This is a genomic window from Thiomonas sp. TH-17 (genome assembly GCF_057473305.1).
Genome location: NZ_JBYCKI010000155.1, coordinates 1 through 14722, shown reverse-complemented (window position 1 = coordinate 14722; position 14722 = coordinate 1). Strand labels below are relative to the sequence as shown.

The following is a 14722-nucleotide window of genomic DNA, read 5'->3' as shown; positions in this document are numbered from 1 at the left end:
CTGATAGGTGGACTCCTCCCAGCCGCCGAACATCGAACCTCGGAACGGTCTCGTATCAACATGGCGCAGATCCGAATGGGGTGAGTCATGCCGACCCTTCTTCAACTGCTCCTGGCAGGCCTGGCAAGGAGTCGAGGCTGTCATTTATCGCCCCCATTGCCCAACGAGAACGTCACTTCGATTTCTGCGTAGAGGCCGATCTGTGCCTTAATTTCGTGGAGCTGCTGGATAAGAGAGTCGATGTCTGCTGCCGAAGTCATCTTGGTCGGCACCGCGATCGACTTGGAGAGCTTGGCTGGGCCTTTCTCGCCGGTCTTGGCGCGCTCTTCCTCCATACGCTGGCGCAGGCGTTCCTGGCCCTGGCGTTGAATCGACCGTTTCAGATCTTCGAGGGTGCTGTTGATGTCGTAGTCGCGCGCGAGGAGCTTCTTGAGTCCCACCAGATCCTGCGTCGCTGCCAAAGCGAGGCCATCCAGCCGGTTGACGGCGTTGCCGCGCTCCTCCTGAGTGAGTTCTTCCCACTCGGGGATACGCTGCAGTTCCTCGACGCCTTCTTTCAGACGCAGCTTCTGCTGATCGGACAGGGTGATGACCGCGTCGCGCACCCGGCCCTTCAGATGGGTGAGTTGCGAGTTGAAGTCAGCGGTGTGCTTGTAGAAGTCCTCCTTGCCCAAGCGCTCCGACAGGGTCGCCAGGTCCTCGGCTACCTCGCGGCGCAGCTCACCTGGCACGCCGGTGTCAGGCAATGCTTCAATGTCGCGGCGATGGGCTTGCAAGTCGCGCAGAGTGGCGTCGAGCCCGTTGTCGAGCACGCGCTTCACTTCCTGCGCCCACTTGAGGTTGTCGTAAATGGCAGAAGTCTCGGCGCCCAAGCGCTGCGGCGCATCGGAGGCATCGGTGAACAGGACGTCGGCAATATCCTGGTTCAAGGTGCGGATGCGCTCGCTACCCGCCAGACCGAGCCCACTGAGCTTTTCGGCCAAGGAACCATAATCGTGCTGGAAGCGTGGGAAGTGCTTTGCTGCTGCCTTACTGATCTCCTGCTCCAGCGGGATGACCATGTCACCGACCAGTTCAGAGAGTCGCTCCGCCGCCCGACCGAGGGTTTCGATAGACGGGCGCTCGTCGCGCAGTGCGACGCCGATTTGCTTGAAGGAGTTGTTGGTCTTCAGGGCATCGATTGCCTGCTGCCCAGCGGCCGTGACTTCGCGTCCCGAGACCTTGAGCTTGATCTCACCGGCCATGAGCATTGCGGCGACGATGTAGCGCGTGGTATCAGGTGACCAGCCGAACGGGTCGCTGCTGAAGTCGTCGAGCAGGCGCTTGCCATCGACTGTTCCACGCTTGTCGATGTAGTCGCGGATGCTGATCATCGCCTTGTGGTCGGTCTTGAACGAGGCGCGACCGGCCACGGTTTGCACCAGGCCGAGCGGGTCCAGGGCACTGCTGATGGCAGCGGAGTTGGCGACCTTCAGGAATTTCTCGGCGGTGTCGGTTCCGGCACGTACTGGGGCTTCGACGTAACGGTCGAACACCTGGTCGGCCACGTCCGAAAGCAGCTTCTTGGCGGCTTCCAGCAGGTCGGCATCCAGCGCCGACACGGCAGTGGTCTGCCCCCGGAAGACAAACGAACCGGCTTGCAGGGTTTGCTTGATCTTGCTTTGCAGTTGGGTCGCGAGCTTGGCAGCGCGGTCGAGCTGGCCGGTGCAGTAGTCCTTGACCTCTTGGTCGGGCTCGTTGCGGTGCAGCTCCGCGATGCGCTGGCAGCGATAGATTTCATTCGCCAGGTCGTCGAGGTCAGCGTTGGACCGGGCCAAGAGGCCGATGACATTGCGACCGGCGCGACTGCGGGAGTCGTCCAGCATCCGGTTTTTGGCAGCTTCGTAGTCGCTGGCGGGCACCAGCTCAACGACTGTTTGGATAGCGTTGTTGTCGCCAGCCAGGCTGGTGATGGCGCTACCGGCCTGGACCTTCAGGCCCGTTGCGACGGCCATCGTGCCGTGGAGGCTGACGCGGGGCAGCGGATCGAAGGACTCGCGCAGCGCATCGTTGAAGATGCGCTTCACGTCGACAGTGCGCAGTGCAATGGCGCCGCGCTCCTGTTCGATATCTCGCAGCTTCTCGCTGAGGAATACCAGGCTGCCATCCTTTTCGCCCAGCGGCACATGCACGTCGCCCAGCATTTCTTCAACGGCCTTCTTGACCGTGTCGAGCTGCGAAGGTGCTGTGACGGAGGGATGCATCAGGCTGGCGACGTTCTGCACTGACACCGGCAGGTTGCCCAGGATCTGCAGCACGGCGACGGACTTGGCGATGTCCTGATGGAGCTGCGAATCCGGGAAGCGAATCTGGACCTTGCCAACCGCTTGATGAATAGACGTGAAGGCGCGGCGGATATCCTTTTCCAGCTCGTCGTACAGGGTGACGGTGGTGGCGAGCCAGCCCACGGGCTGATCGGCCATGGCCTTGGAGCCGCCTTCACCCTTGAGGACATCCTGGATCACCTTGATCGCAGAGCGCAGGCCGATACCGCCAGTGGACTTGGCCAGTGCACCCAGCAGGTGCAGCAGGATGTCGAAGTGAGCCGGAAGGAATGGGTAGAGATTGGTGAAACTCTCTTTGCTGAAGTCTGCGTCGTAATACTTGGCGTCTTGCAGCTTGGTGTTGTGTCGCAGCGCCTGCCCGTGGGCTTCGAACAGCTTGCCCAGCTCAGTCTCGCCAGCCGGCGATTTGCCGAGCAGGCGCCGGTAGCAGATTTCCTTGATGTCGCTCGACTCAAGGTCAATCTGGATCGGGAAGCGATCCTTGAGCTTGTAGAGCTTGTCGGAGTTCAGGGCTGCGCGAGGGTCGTCCTCGGTCAGGGTCTGCTGCGCAGTGGAGATGATCCAGGCCTTGCCGTCGCCCAGCCGCTTGAGGTTCTTCGCCAGACCATCGAGGTTGAGGATCAGATTGTCGCGCGACGCAACGTACTGCCCCACTTCGTCGACGATGAAGATGATGTTCTGCTTGCCGCTCTTTTCCCGGACGATGTCGATCATCTCCTGCACGCGCTGGTCTTCGAACTGGAAGAAGCCCTCGGTGCTGGACGAGAAGGACTTGGCTTCGGGGAAGAGCGCCGGATACATCTCGTGAGCGATCTTCGGAATCAAGCCATCGATGGCCAGTGGGTTGTTCTGCACGCGGGCCCAGGTGGCACCTGGCAGCGCTTGGGCGATACGCTCATGCAGTTCGGGAGTGCGCCCGTCCTTCTCGACCATTCTCTCGAAGGCGGCAACTTTGAGGTTGCGCGAGTAGCCGGCCCACTGCAGCACCTTGAAGTAGAGGACGGTGGAGACGTCTTCCATCGTCGCGCCGGCGAGCATTTCACTGGCAAGGTCCAGCATGACCACGGCTGCAGGGAAGCGCTTCGCAACAGTGCTGAGGAGAGCCTTGGTCTGCGGCTTGTGAAGGCGATCCTGCAGGTAGTTGATGAACGGAGTGCCATCGATGGTGCGCTGGTCGTCGAAGGCCAGGCCGAGGTACTTGGTGAACGAGCTCTTACCTGACCCGTAGAAGCCCGAAACCCAGACGCCTACCTCATTTTCGCCGCCGGACTCCATTGCGAGCTGCATGCGATCAAGGAGCTTGCGGAACTGCTCCTCAATGCTCTCGGTGACCACGTATTCGGAGATCTCTGCCTTGAGGCGGCTCTCTTGCGAGGCGCCGTAAGTGATTACCTTCTCGATGGTCCGGTAGATGTCCTTGCTTGGATCGAAAAGTGAGCGAATGGTCATAGTCATGTCCCAGGGTTCTTTTGTCTGTTCAGCCGCCGACGTGGACGGAGCGGTAGTTGCCGTCTTCCGGGTAGAAGCCGAGAAACTTCAAGCGTGTCTTGCCGGTTCGCACGCCGGGGTACAGAAAAATCGTCGGCACGTGAAACTTGCCCTGGAGCTGGGTTTCGATGGCACCGATCCGCATAAACGGATGCAGCGCCTCAAGGTCCGTGACCAAGAGCAGCGCGTTCTGCTGGCCTTCGAGCGGCTGTAGGGCATCTTCTAGCAGCTTCAGTAGTCCGTTATCCGCCGTCAGGATGTCCGCTAGCGCCTTGTTGGTACGCGGCCAATCCAATGGCGCTGACTTGTCTTCCATCACGCAGAGCGACCAGAACGGGTCGTCCTTGAGCAGGGCCCAGATCTGTTCAGCGATGGAGAATGTGTGCACGTCCCAGCCTTCCTGATGCAGCTTGGCCACCCAAGCGGGCGTTTGCCGCTTCACCTCGAGGATCTGCTCTGGTGGGAAGACGAGGTAGTAGATCGGCTCGAAGCTCGCATGACCGAGCTCACGCCCGTGCCGGATGCGCTCGCGCAACTCGTCGAAATCAGCTTTGAGTGAGGACATCGCAGAGCGCCTCCATGTCTTGTTGTTTCCAGCTGATGCGGATCACGTCGCCAGCAGCCTGGACGATGAGCAACCCCTTCAGCGAGAGTCGTTTGATTTCCTCCAGCACGTCTTCGCGCGCCAGGCCAAATAACTGCCAGTCTTCGTGCGTCAGCAGAGCGTTGTCACCGACGCCGGAAAAGTGCAGTTCGTAGGCCAAGTAAGCGGCCACGGATGGTGAAATACGGAACGGCAGGATGCGACGGCTGGAACGCAAACCGCGCTCAAGCATTCCGTAGTCGGCGCAGCATCCGGTCAAATAGGCGGAGACACGCCGCACAGTAGTTTCCGACCAGCGCTTGATGGTCTTGCCGTCATCGATGCCGCGCTCAACAAAGGTGCGAGCGTCGTCATTGGTGACATGCGTGTAACCACCGGCATACCGCGTCCAGTACACGTGCCGCACGAAGTCGCCGAGAATCGGGTTCGCTCGGCTCGTAAACACGAGCATGAGCTGCGTCAGGTCAGCGGTTGGAACCGTTGCGGACAGTCGCTTGAGGTGTGCGGCTGGTGCGCCACCGGCCACCAAGTAGCGCGGAGCAAAGCATTCGACGACGATGTTGCGAAGCCGGCGTGCGGTGACGGTGGGGAATCGCCCCGATTCCAGCGCGGCCTGATGTAACTGGTTCGCCGACATGCCGGGCGACCACAGGTCGAGCAGCGTCTTGGTCTCATTGACGAGTCCAAGGCCTGCTTGTAACTGTGTCGTATAGGGCTTGTTGTCGGCCACGATCAACCCACCAGATACGGATACGTTTTGGCGTTCTGCTTGAACGCCGACAGGTAGGCTGCCGCAATGGCCTTCAGGGTGTCAGTGGAATCGATATCCTTGATGCTGCCGACTGCTGTAGGTCCCACACCAGGCGTGCCGCTCGTCGCGGCCAAGCGCTTCAACGCATCCATTGCAGCCTCTTTGCTTTGTGCAACCTGGCTGGCGAGTTCCTCGCCCCCACCGCCTTGCACCATCGCGTGCAGGTCTTGTTCGATCTCTTCCGGCAAACGGAATAGGTGGTAGCTGCCGACGCTCAAATGCTCATCGTGCAATCGTCTAGCTGCCTCCAGCACACCGTGGTACTGAGCGAGCCGGGAAGTTTTGGAGAAGACAGGCTCCAGGAAGAGCCTGCTTGACGCTTCATAAAACGCCGTTGGCCACCAAGCGCATTGAGCACGCTCACCAAGGAAGCCGACGATCAACCTCATTTGCAGCAATGTCGATAGGTAGGATTCCTTCATCTCATCTCTCTTTGTTCGTTGGTTCTGCCCGGCGCGATCGACGCAAGCAGAGGTATCCGTTGTTCAGTCAAATTCCGCCCCTGCGCCAGCGGTATCGGGTGCCGAATACCCTGGAGCCAACACGGCATTGCGCACCCCATAGATGGCGAGATGATCCTTCAACCAGAGCCGGTACTCATGGCCGCGCAGGCTGTGGTCGGGGGAGCAGTCCACACTCCACTTGCGCAGGATGTATCCGGCCGTGGCGGCACGCAGCTTCATCCGCAGCACGCCGTCGCGCATGCTGTAGTCCATTTCCGTGATCTCCGGCCGGGGTTGATCCGGATGCGGAACCAACTCCAGCTCGACGATTCGGGTCCACTGAATGTCTTGATCGCTAAGCTCGTGGGGCGCCACTGGCTGACCCTTGAGCACGACGGGGCGTCTGATCCGGGTGATGACGAAATCTCGGAACTCCTGGGACTTCCGGTCGAAGGCGCGAACGTGCCAGCGAAGGCCGTTATCGATCAGCGCGAAAGGGACGATCTCCCGCTCAGTGCGGCCACTGGAGATGGAGTGATACTCAATGCCGAGCGGACAGCCCTGGTGGATCGCCCGGGTCACGTTCGCCAGCACATCCAGATCCGGATGCGTGAGACGTGACGGGCTCTCGCTGGCCACCCACGCCTTAAGCCGCATTGGCTCGCCATCGCCAAAGCCCTGGGTCAGCCACGACAGCACCCGCTCCGGGGGGAAGTCGAAGACCGACTGAAAGCTCGGCCCAAGGACGTAGGACTTGCCCTTGGAGTCGTAGTCGATGTTGCCGGGGGCCAATTCCTTGTAAAGCGCAAGATCCCTCGATGCCGCGGCGGACTGGATGCCGAAGCGCGTCACCAAGTCCTGGCGGCGTATCTCCCCGATGAAGCGCACGCGCAACTCCACGAACGCGAGCCGGTCGCGTTGTGGCTGGGTTAGATCTGCAAGCTGTTCGTTCGACATCCTGGCTAGCTCGTTCGGGTTAGCGAATGCTTGTGTGGGTTATTGCGGAAAGTATATTGTCTGCTCTAGAATCTGTCTATCAGTTGTTTTTGATGCGTGTATGCGTCGTGTTGTGATAACCATAAGGCGGGCGAGACGCGCACTTGGAGCACAGGAGTGAAAGCAGACAAAGCCATCGCGACGTACCGGCGCATGCGGGCGCAGCCGCTGTGGCGCCTGCTTGCCTCGAACACTGGACCTACCGTCATTGGCCTGCTTCAGGCCCATCTTTACGAGAGTGAGCGAAGTCTTCCTGCCTCCATTTTTCACGAACGAATCGCAAGAGATCTGGAAGAGCTACGCGCCCAAGGCGAAGACTTCCCCCAAACGGCACAAGCGTACGTCGCCAGCTGGCTTGCCGATGGGTACCTGGAGCGACGCTTCCCGGCTGGGGCTTCAGAGGAGGAATATGAACTCTCCACGGCCGCCGTCGAAGCCATTCGATTTGTCTCTGGCCTGGAGCAGCCGCACTCAGCCGCAACCGAAAGCCGCCTGACGCTTGTTATCGAGGCACTAGCCCGGCTTGCCGAGGACACCGACACCGACAAATTCCGTCGCATAGACCGGCTCATGGCCGAGCAAGCCCGCATCGATAAGGAGATAGACGCCATCCAGAAGGGGCAGATGCGCGTGCTGCCCCACGCAACGGCGCTGGAGCGCACGCGGGAGATCATCACGTTGGCTGATGATCTTGCAGGTGATTTCCGACGCGTCCGCGATCAGTTCGACCAGCTCAATCGAGATCTCCGTGAACGCATCATGGACAACGATGGCAATCGGGGGGATGTGCTGGATTCACTGTTCGCCGGAATCGACCTGATTTCAGAGAGCGACGCCGGAAGGACTTTCTCCGCTTTCTGGCGATTGCTTACGGACCCAGAACAGGCCGCTACGCTTGATCAGGCCCTTGATAGCGTCATGTCGCGGGAGTTCGTGGGGCAGCTCGAAGCCAAGGAGCGACGATTCCTTCTTCGGCTGACGCGGACCCTTCTCGAGCAGGGCGGCATGGTTCACGAGGTGCTCCAGACCTTCGCGCGCAGCCTGAAGCACTTCGTCCAGAGTCGTGAATACCTCGAGCAACGCCGACTCAATCACCTTCTGAAAGACGCTCAGCGAGCAGCACTCGCCCTGAAGGACGAAGTCAGGGCCACAGAAACCCTCCAGTACACGCTTGAGCTCACGAGCAGCCGTTTGCGCTCCTTGTCTCAATGGGTGCTGTACGACCCCTCCCTACAAGCTTTGCCCGGCCAAATGGCGGAAGGGGATGCCCCGCCAATCGACCTGGAGTCCGTCAGCGAACTGGTCGCCCAGTCCGAGATCGACTTCCGAACATTGAAGGCCAACGTGCTGGCGGTCCTGGAGCAACGGTCCCAGGCATCCATCGCTGACGTGCTGGAGCAGTTCCCCGCTGCACAGGGTTTGGGCAGCGTCGTCGGCCTGCTTGCATTGGGCAGTCGGCATGGTTTCAAAGCCGACCATAGCGAAACCGTAGGCTGGGTTGGAGGCGACGACGAGCGTCGTAGCGCCCGAATTCCAAAGATCTTCTTTTTGAGGGAGCGGGCCAATGAACTGGTCTGAGAACGACGAAGCGGCAATGCCAGCCGAAGCACAAGCGCCAGATGCTTCGCAGGCATCTGCTAACACCCTTTTCATGGGTGACAGCGGCGAGTTGGCGCTGGATACCCGGCGCGCCCTGGTGCAGCTACTTGCGGGACCTTCGCTCGACGGACGTCGACATCCAAAGCTCTGGCCGATATTGGTGCGAGACGAAGCGGTGATACGTCGGCGCCTTGCCGAACTGTTTCTCGAACTGGTCATCGACCGGGACGTACAAGTTGCCTTCACCCGTCAGGCTGATACCGGCGACCTTGAAGTGCCACTCCTGCTGCGTCGCGCGCAGCTGACCTTCATTGACTCCATTCTGCTGCTTCACCTTCGCCAGCGATTGACCCAAGCGGACTCGCAGGGCGATCGTGCCGTGGTGTCGACTGACGAGATCATGGAGTTTCTTACCCTCTATGAGCGTGCCTCCAACACCGACCGCGCAGGGTTCGTGAAACGTGTTCATGCATCCATCGAGAAGATCAAGAAGCACAGCATCCTCCAGAAAATTCGCTCGAGTGAAGATCGTTTCGAGATTTCGCCAACGCTGAAGCTCCTCTTCTCTGCAGAAGAAATACAAGCCCTGACCCACTTGTATCAGCGCATGGCCGCCGGTGAGACGCCAGCGCAACTGGCTCAGACCGAGTCCGATGAGGAGGCCGACCAATGATCTCGGAACCCCAAACCGCGTCCTTGTTCGCCCGGGAGCAATTCCGGATGACTCGCCTGCAGGTTTACAACTGGGGCACTTTTTCTGACCTGCATGACATACCGATCAGCGAACGAGGCTTTCTGTTTGTCGGTCGATCAGGGGCTGGGAAATCGACGCTTCTCGACGCTTTTTCGGCGTTGCTGGTGCCACCTCGCTGGATTGACTTCAACGCTGCCGCGCGGGAGGCTGACCGCAGTGGCCGTGACCGAAACCTCGTCACCTACGTACGTGGGGCATGGGCCGAACAGAAGGATGGAGAGTCGGGTGAGATCGCCACCCGCTACTTGCGCTCGGGGACAACGTGGTCTGCCCTGGCACTGACCTACCAGAACGCATTGGGCCAGTCTGTGGTGCTGGTTCAGGTGTTCTGGCTTCGCGGCAATGCGAATGGAAGCACCGACGTCAAACGCCACTACCTTGTCCTGGAGCGGGCCTTTGACCTGCGCGAGCTGGAGGACTTCGGTCAATCCAACTTCGACATCCGAAAGCTCAAGCAGTCTTTCCCCGAGGCGTTCGCTCGCGACGAGTTTCGTCCCTATTGCGAACGATTCTGCCGCCTGCTCGGTATCGAGAGCGAAATGGCGTTGCGTTTGCTGCACAAAACCCAGTCGGCCAAGAATCTCGGCGACCTCAATACCTTCCTGCGCGACTTCATGCTCGACAAGCCCGAGACCTTCGAGGTGGCGGATCGCTTGGTCAGCGAATTTGGTGAACTCAATGCTGCCCACCAGGCGGTAGTGACAGCTCGCGAGCAGGTTCAAACGCTCGCGCCAGCGCGGGAGCAGTATCAGCGCAGAGATTCGTTGATGCTGCAACGCAATGGGCTGGATGAGCTTCGGCTGGGCGTTGATGGCTACCGCGAAACCCGCCGCATTGAACTCCTCAAGCAGCATGTCGAGTCCCTGGAGGTGCAAGCCAGCGGCTCGGAAGGTGAAGTAAGTCGACGTCAGAGCATCCTGGATAACCACACCACAACCTTGCGCAATCTGGAGCGACAGCACCGTGAAGCAGGCGGTGATCAGATCGAGCAATGGGAAGCAGAGAAATCTGGTCTGGAGGGCCAGCGCACGGATCGCCTGCGCAAACGCGGCCAGGCTGAAGATGCGTGCAAGAAGCTTGGCTGGAGCCTCCCGGATTCGCCTCAGGCCTTCGCTGAACTGTTGGGCAACGCGCGGCAGGAAGTCGAAAACTGGGAGCAGCGCAGCAACGAGAACCGCGAAGAACAGTTCCGCTTGGCAGGTCAAAAGAAAGACGCTGAGACGGCATTTTCGCAAGCGGTGAAGGAGGTGCAGGCACTCCAGCGCCAGCCATCGAGCATTCCTGCCGATATGCTCGAAATGCGCCGAGACATCGCCGCAGCTATTGGGATATCAGAATCGGCTCTGCCCTTCGTCGGCGAACTCATTGAGGTGAAGTCTGACGAGGCCGAGTGGCAAGGTGCCATCGAGCGCGTACTGCACGGATTTGCGCTCTCACTCTTGGTGGACGAACGCCAGTATTCGGCGCTGGCCAATTACATCAACAACACCCATCTTGGGCAGCGTCTGGTGTACTACCGAACTGGCCGCTCGGAGACCTGGCAGGCGAAGCCCATCGGCGCTAACTCGCTCGTCCTGAAGCTGAACGTCAAGGAGGGTACGTATGCCGATTGGCTGCAGGCCGAGCTACGGCAACGATTCGATTACGCGTGCGTCGACTCCATTCAGTCGTTCAGGAGCGCTGATCGAGCCATCACCCGTGAGGGCCAGGTCAAGCACAGCAAAACCCGGCACGAGAAGGACGACCGGAGAAGTGTCGGCGACCGACGAAACTGGGTGCTCGGGTTCGATAACCGCGAGAAGCTTGGGCTCTTTCAAGCACAGGCCCAGGAGCTGGCTGCGACGATTACGCGCCTCAGGGGAGAAATCGAAACCCTCGCCGACCAAGACAAGAATCGTGCGACCCGAGCGATGCAGTGCCAAACCTTGGTGAATCTCCAGTGGCAGGAAATTGATGTAGTACCGTTGCTTGACCGCATTTCCACCATCGAACAACAGATTCGCGAAGCGCGGGAGGGCAATACAGCCCTACTGCAAATCAGTGAGCGGATCGACAAGCAAAAGAACTTGGTTGATCAAGCAGACAAGGACCTCCGAGAAGCCAAGGTCGCGCATGACTCAGTTCTCAAGCAGATCAACGACAGCACGCAGAAGCTTGAATCGCTCCTTCAAGATGCTTCCAGAGTTCCATTGACTCCCCACCAGATCAAGGGGCTCGACGAACGATTCACCAAGCAGTCAGACGCGATCAGGCTCGAAAGCCTCGACAAGGTAGCAACCGCTGTTGAGAGAGGGCTCAACACAGAAATCGGTGAGATCAAAGATGAGATCGGCGATTGCGAGAAGGAAATTGAAGCACGCTTTGCCGATTTCAAACGGCAGTGGCCAATGGATGCTGTGGACATGGACACGAGCCTCGCCAGCGCAGCGGACTTTTTCGCCAAGTTGGTTCGACTGGAAACGGATGGCCTGCCCGCCTATGAGCAGCGATTCTTCGAACTGCTGCAGAACCAAAGCCACCAGAATCTGGCGGCACTGTCCACCTACCTGAACGATGCGCGCAAAGCCATCCTAGAGCGGATGGATCTGGTCAACGACAGTCTTGGCCAGGTGCCGTTCAACCAAAGCGCCAATCAACGTACCTATCTCCACATCGACGCCAGTGACCGGCAGCTTGTCGACGTCAAGGAGTTCAAGCAGGAGATCCAGCAGGCACTTAGCCATGCGTGGACGGAGGATCGCGAGTTTGCCGAGGCGCGGTTCCTGGCCCTGCGGCGACTTGTTGATCGACTCGCCAGTCAGGACCCCGAGCAGAAACGCTGGCGCGAGACTGTGCTCGACGTTCGACAGCATGTTGAGTTTATCGGACGGGAGATTGATGAAAGCGGCGTGGAGGTCGAAATTTACCGCAGCGGTGCTGGCAAATCAGGCGGTCAACGGCAGAAGCTGGCCACCACGTGCTTGGCCGCAGCCCTGCGGTATCAGCTGGGAGGGAACGACCACGGCGTGCCGATGTATGCGCCCGTCGTGCTTGATGAAGCCTTCGACAAGGCCGACAACGAGTTCACCGCTTTGGCGATGAACATCTTTACCAATTTCGGATTTCAAATGGTGGTCGCTACGCCGCTGAAGTCCGTCATGACCCTCGAACCATTCATCGGTGGCGCCTGCTTCGTAGATATCAGCGACCGGCGGGTGTCAGGCGTCCTGTTGATCGAGTACGACGGTGACCGCCAGCGGTTGAAGCTGCCGGAGCACGCTCGAGAGGAGGCTAGCGTTGAAGCTTCCTGAAGATGTTTGGCAGTTTCTTGCCCGTCGCTTTCAGAGCAAACACCGCGAGTGGTTGATCGGTGATGCTGGCGAGAGCCAATGGCCGCTGGAAGTTCCGCTCGGCATACCGACGGAACAGGCTGCGCTAAGGCAAGTCGACGGCGTTCGCGCTTGGGTGAGTGCATGGCAAGGCTGGCAAGGAGTCGGCACCCTGTCCTGGTGTGAGCGCCGGTGGAAAGCGCTTGGCGTCCAGCGACTGCCTGAGAAACTGGCGTTACGAGGCCCTGAAGATGTTGCCCTGTGGATTGGGGAATCCGCACGGTGGGTGCGTGCCCAGTCTCGCTATCAGACGCTCACTGCTCGCTGGCCGGTACTGGCGCAGCAGTTGCCGAGATATTTTGATGTCCTCGCTGACTACGGCGATGCCGATTTTAGTCGGCTGGCAGAGATGCTGGATTGGATCAGTCTCAATCCGAAATCGAATCTCTACCCACGACAAATTCCGGTTGCCGGGGCCGACAGCAAGTGGCTGGATTATAGAAAGGGCCTCATCTCTGACTTGGTTGCGACGCTCCAGGGTGACCCGACAGGAGAGCGCGACTTTTTTAGACGCTGCGGTTTGAGGGCACAGCCGCAGTTAATGCGCATGCGCGTTCTAGACCCAGAGCTGAGAGCCCGTTTGGGCGGTCTTGGCGATATCTCTGCTCCTTGTGAGGAGGTGGCAAGCATTGGCATACGACCAAAGAATGTCTTCGTTGTTGAGAACCTTCAAACCGGACTTGCCTTTGATGACCTGCCAGGGGCGGTTGTGATCATGCGATTGGGTTACGCGGTTGACGTTTTGGGACAGCTTCCATGGCTACAACAGGCGCAATGTATCTACTGGGGTGACATTGATACGCATGGCTTTTCCATTCTTAATCGAGCCAGAACATACATCCCTAGCCTGAAGACTGTGCTTATGGATGAGTCAACGCTGATGAGTCATCGTGATTTATGGGTCGAAGAGAAAGACCAGCACTCTTCCACAGAACTCCCACTACTCAAAAGTACCGAACAAAAGCTCTATCAGTCGATCAAGGGAAATGCCTGGGGTCAACAAGTCCGCCTCGAACAGGAGCGGATACGCTGGGATGTGGCGTGGAATGCCATACAGGCCAGTATTCGATGACCCAGGATCGGGAGGTCAGTCGTGAATGGAAATCGATGGGACCAGCCGGGCGTGCCCCACAAGGGATGGCACTGCGTGGATGTCGTCGATCTGCGGGCCGACGGCGAGCCGGCAGACGAAACCGATTACGCGACCTGCCAGATGTGCGGCAACGAGAAGATCCGCTACGTCCACATCATGGAGCACCCGGATCTGGACGAGACTTTCGAAGTCGGGTGCGTCTGCGCCGAGAAGATGAGCGGCGACTACGAGGGGCCGAAGCGGCGTGAGGCCAAGCTGCGCAACCGCGCCGTCCGACGCACTCGATGGCTACAGCGCAAGTGGCGGGTCTCCGCCAAGGGCAACAGCTTTCTGAATGTCGACGGCCATAACCTCGGCGTGCATCCGACGAAGACAAAGCGATGGGGATATCGGATCGACAGCCGTTTCAGTGCAAAGACCTATGCCTCCAAGGACGAGGCGAAGCTGGCGCTGTTCGATGACTTCTGGGCGGCGACCCAGGATGACGAGCGGTTGTGGGCTAGCGACTGAGCAAGGAAATAGTTTGATGGTCGAAGCGGGTAAGGAGGGATTGCTTGCCCTGCTACGTGACAGTAGATAGAGCGTTGGCTAGCAGATCAAGCAACACTTCTGAAATACGGTTGACCACCGGTTCCGTTTGATTGCGGCGCGAGCCGAGCAAGGGACACAGCATCAAGGCCATTCGCTTCACTTGGGAATGGCACGATGGGACAGACCAACCGCCGCGCATCCGCCTGGCCTTCGCTGGCCGTGCTGCTGGCCGTGTCGCTCTCGGCCCTGCAACCCGCCATTGCCGAGGACACTCCGGAGCGTGAGCAGATCGCCGCGCTCGCCCGCCAGCTCAATCTGATCGACCGCCTCGCCGAGCACGCCGCCAATACCGCTCCGCAGGAACGCGCCCGCTACCACTTCGACTACGCCCGGCTGCGCGCCGACCTGAAGCGCGTTCGCGCCGGCCTGCAGGACTACCTCGTGCCCCAGCGCGCCCAGCCGCGCGATCCCGTCCCGCTGGCCGGCGACTACGTCCGCCGCGACCGCGCCGACGACGAGGAGCCGTCGCCATGACGCCATCTGCCGATCAGGTCGCCGCCTTCCAGGCCAACGGCGGCTTTGCGCCTTCGGCCGTCTCTGCCGTGGTGCTCGCTTTCGTGTTCGCCGTGTTGCTGCTGTGGGGCGTGTGGGCCATGCGCACCGCCTACGTCGGCTGGGCCGAGCACCGCATCACTGAACGTCAGTTCCTCG

General features: G+C 59.7%; 12 protein-coding genes. 7 read left to right on the top strand and 5 right to left on the bottom strand.

The window, feature by feature from the left end; translation table 11 throughout:
- Positions 1-140 precede the first annotated feature (140 nt).
- The 5 genes from brxC to AC2VLV_RS09445 form a co-directional block, all read right to left on the bottom strand.
- A complete protein-coding gene (brxC, locus tag AC2VLV_RS09465; RefSeq protein ID WP_486989744.1) occupies positions 141-3773 on the bottom strand; it encodes a BREX system P-loop protein BrxC in 3633 nt (1210 codons plus the stop codon).
- Positions 3774-3801: 28 nt separating this feature from the next.
- On the bottom strand, positions 3802-4377 hold the full coding sequence (locus AC2VLV_RS09460) for a BREX protein BrxB domain-containing protein (RefSeq protein WP_486989743.1): 576 nt from the start codon (positions 4375-4377) through the stop codon (positions 3802-3804).
- Positions 4358-5146 (bottom strand): DUF1819 family protein, encoded by a 789-nt coding sequence (locus tag AC2VLV_RS09455; RefSeq protein ID WP_486989742.1) that lies wholly within the window; start codon positions 5144-5146, stop codon positions 4358-4360. The genes AC2VLV_RS09460 and AC2VLV_RS09455 overlap by 20 nt, the downstream gene beginning before the upstream one ends.
- Positions 5147-5148: 2 nt before the next feature.
- Positions 5149-5649 carry a BrxE family protein gene (locus AC2VLV_RS09450; protein ID WP_017462913.1) on the bottom strand — a complete coding sequence of 167 codons (501 nt, stop codon included), beginning with the start codon at positions 5647-5649 and terminating at the stop codon, positions 5149-5151.
- A gap of 63 nt (positions 5650-5712) precedes the next feature.
- Complete coding sequence (locus tag AC2VLV_RS09445; RefSeq protein WP_010792135.1) at positions 5713-6627, bottom strand: helix-turn-helix transcriptional regulator; 915 nt, start codon at positions 6625-6627, stop codon at positions 5713-5715.
- Between the two features lie 192 nt (positions 6628-6819).
- Between AC2VLV_RS09445 and AC2VLV_RS09440 the strand changes: the two genes are divergently transcribed.
- From AC2VLV_RS09440 to AC2VLV_RS09410, 7 genes are all read left to right on the top strand, one after another.
- Complete coding sequence (locus AC2VLV_RS09440; protein WP_198506877.1) at positions 6820-8244, top strand: DUF3375 domain-containing protein; 1425 nt, start codon at positions 6820-6822, stop codon at positions 8242-8244.
- Positions 8231-8938, top strand: coding sequence for a DUF4194 domain-containing protein (locus tag AC2VLV_RS09435; protein ID WP_023094200.1), 708 nt, complete (start codon positions 8231-8233; stop codon positions 8936-8938). The genes AC2VLV_RS09440 and AC2VLV_RS09435 overlap by 14 nt, the downstream gene beginning before the upstream one ends.
- Complete coding sequence (locus tag AC2VLV_RS09430) at positions 8935-12309, top strand: ATP-binding protein (RefSeq protein ID WP_023094199.1); 3375 nt, start codon at positions 8935-8937, stop codon at positions 12307-12309. The genes AC2VLV_RS09435 and AC2VLV_RS09430 overlap by 4 nt, the downstream gene beginning before the upstream one ends.
- Positions 12296-13459 (top strand): Wadjet anti-phage system protein JetD domain-containing protein, encoded by a 1164-nt coding sequence (locus AC2VLV_RS09425; RefSeq protein WP_486989741.1) that lies wholly within the window; start codon positions 12296-12298, stop codon positions 13457-13459. Before AC2VLV_RS09430 ends, AC2VLV_RS09425 begins: the two co-directional genes overlap by 14 nt.
- A 75-nt stretch (positions 13460-13534) precedes the next feature.
- Entirely contained in the window at positions 13535-13990 is a 456-nt protein-coding gene (locus AC2VLV_RS09420; RefSeq protein WP_017462909.1) for a hypothetical protein, read from the top strand.
- Between the two features lie 195 nt (positions 13991-14185).
- Positions 14186-14545, top strand: a complete 360-nt coding sequence (locus tag AC2VLV_RS09415) for an integrative conjugative element protein, RAQPRD family (RefSeq protein WP_016446158.1) — start codon at positions 14186-14188, stop codon at positions 14543-14545.
- Positions 14542-14722 (top strand): TIGR03758 family integrating conjugative element protein (locus AC2VLV_RS09410; protein WP_486989740.1); only part of this gene is annotated, 181 nt, incomplete at its 3' end. The genes AC2VLV_RS09415 and AC2VLV_RS09410, both read left to right, overlap by 4 nt.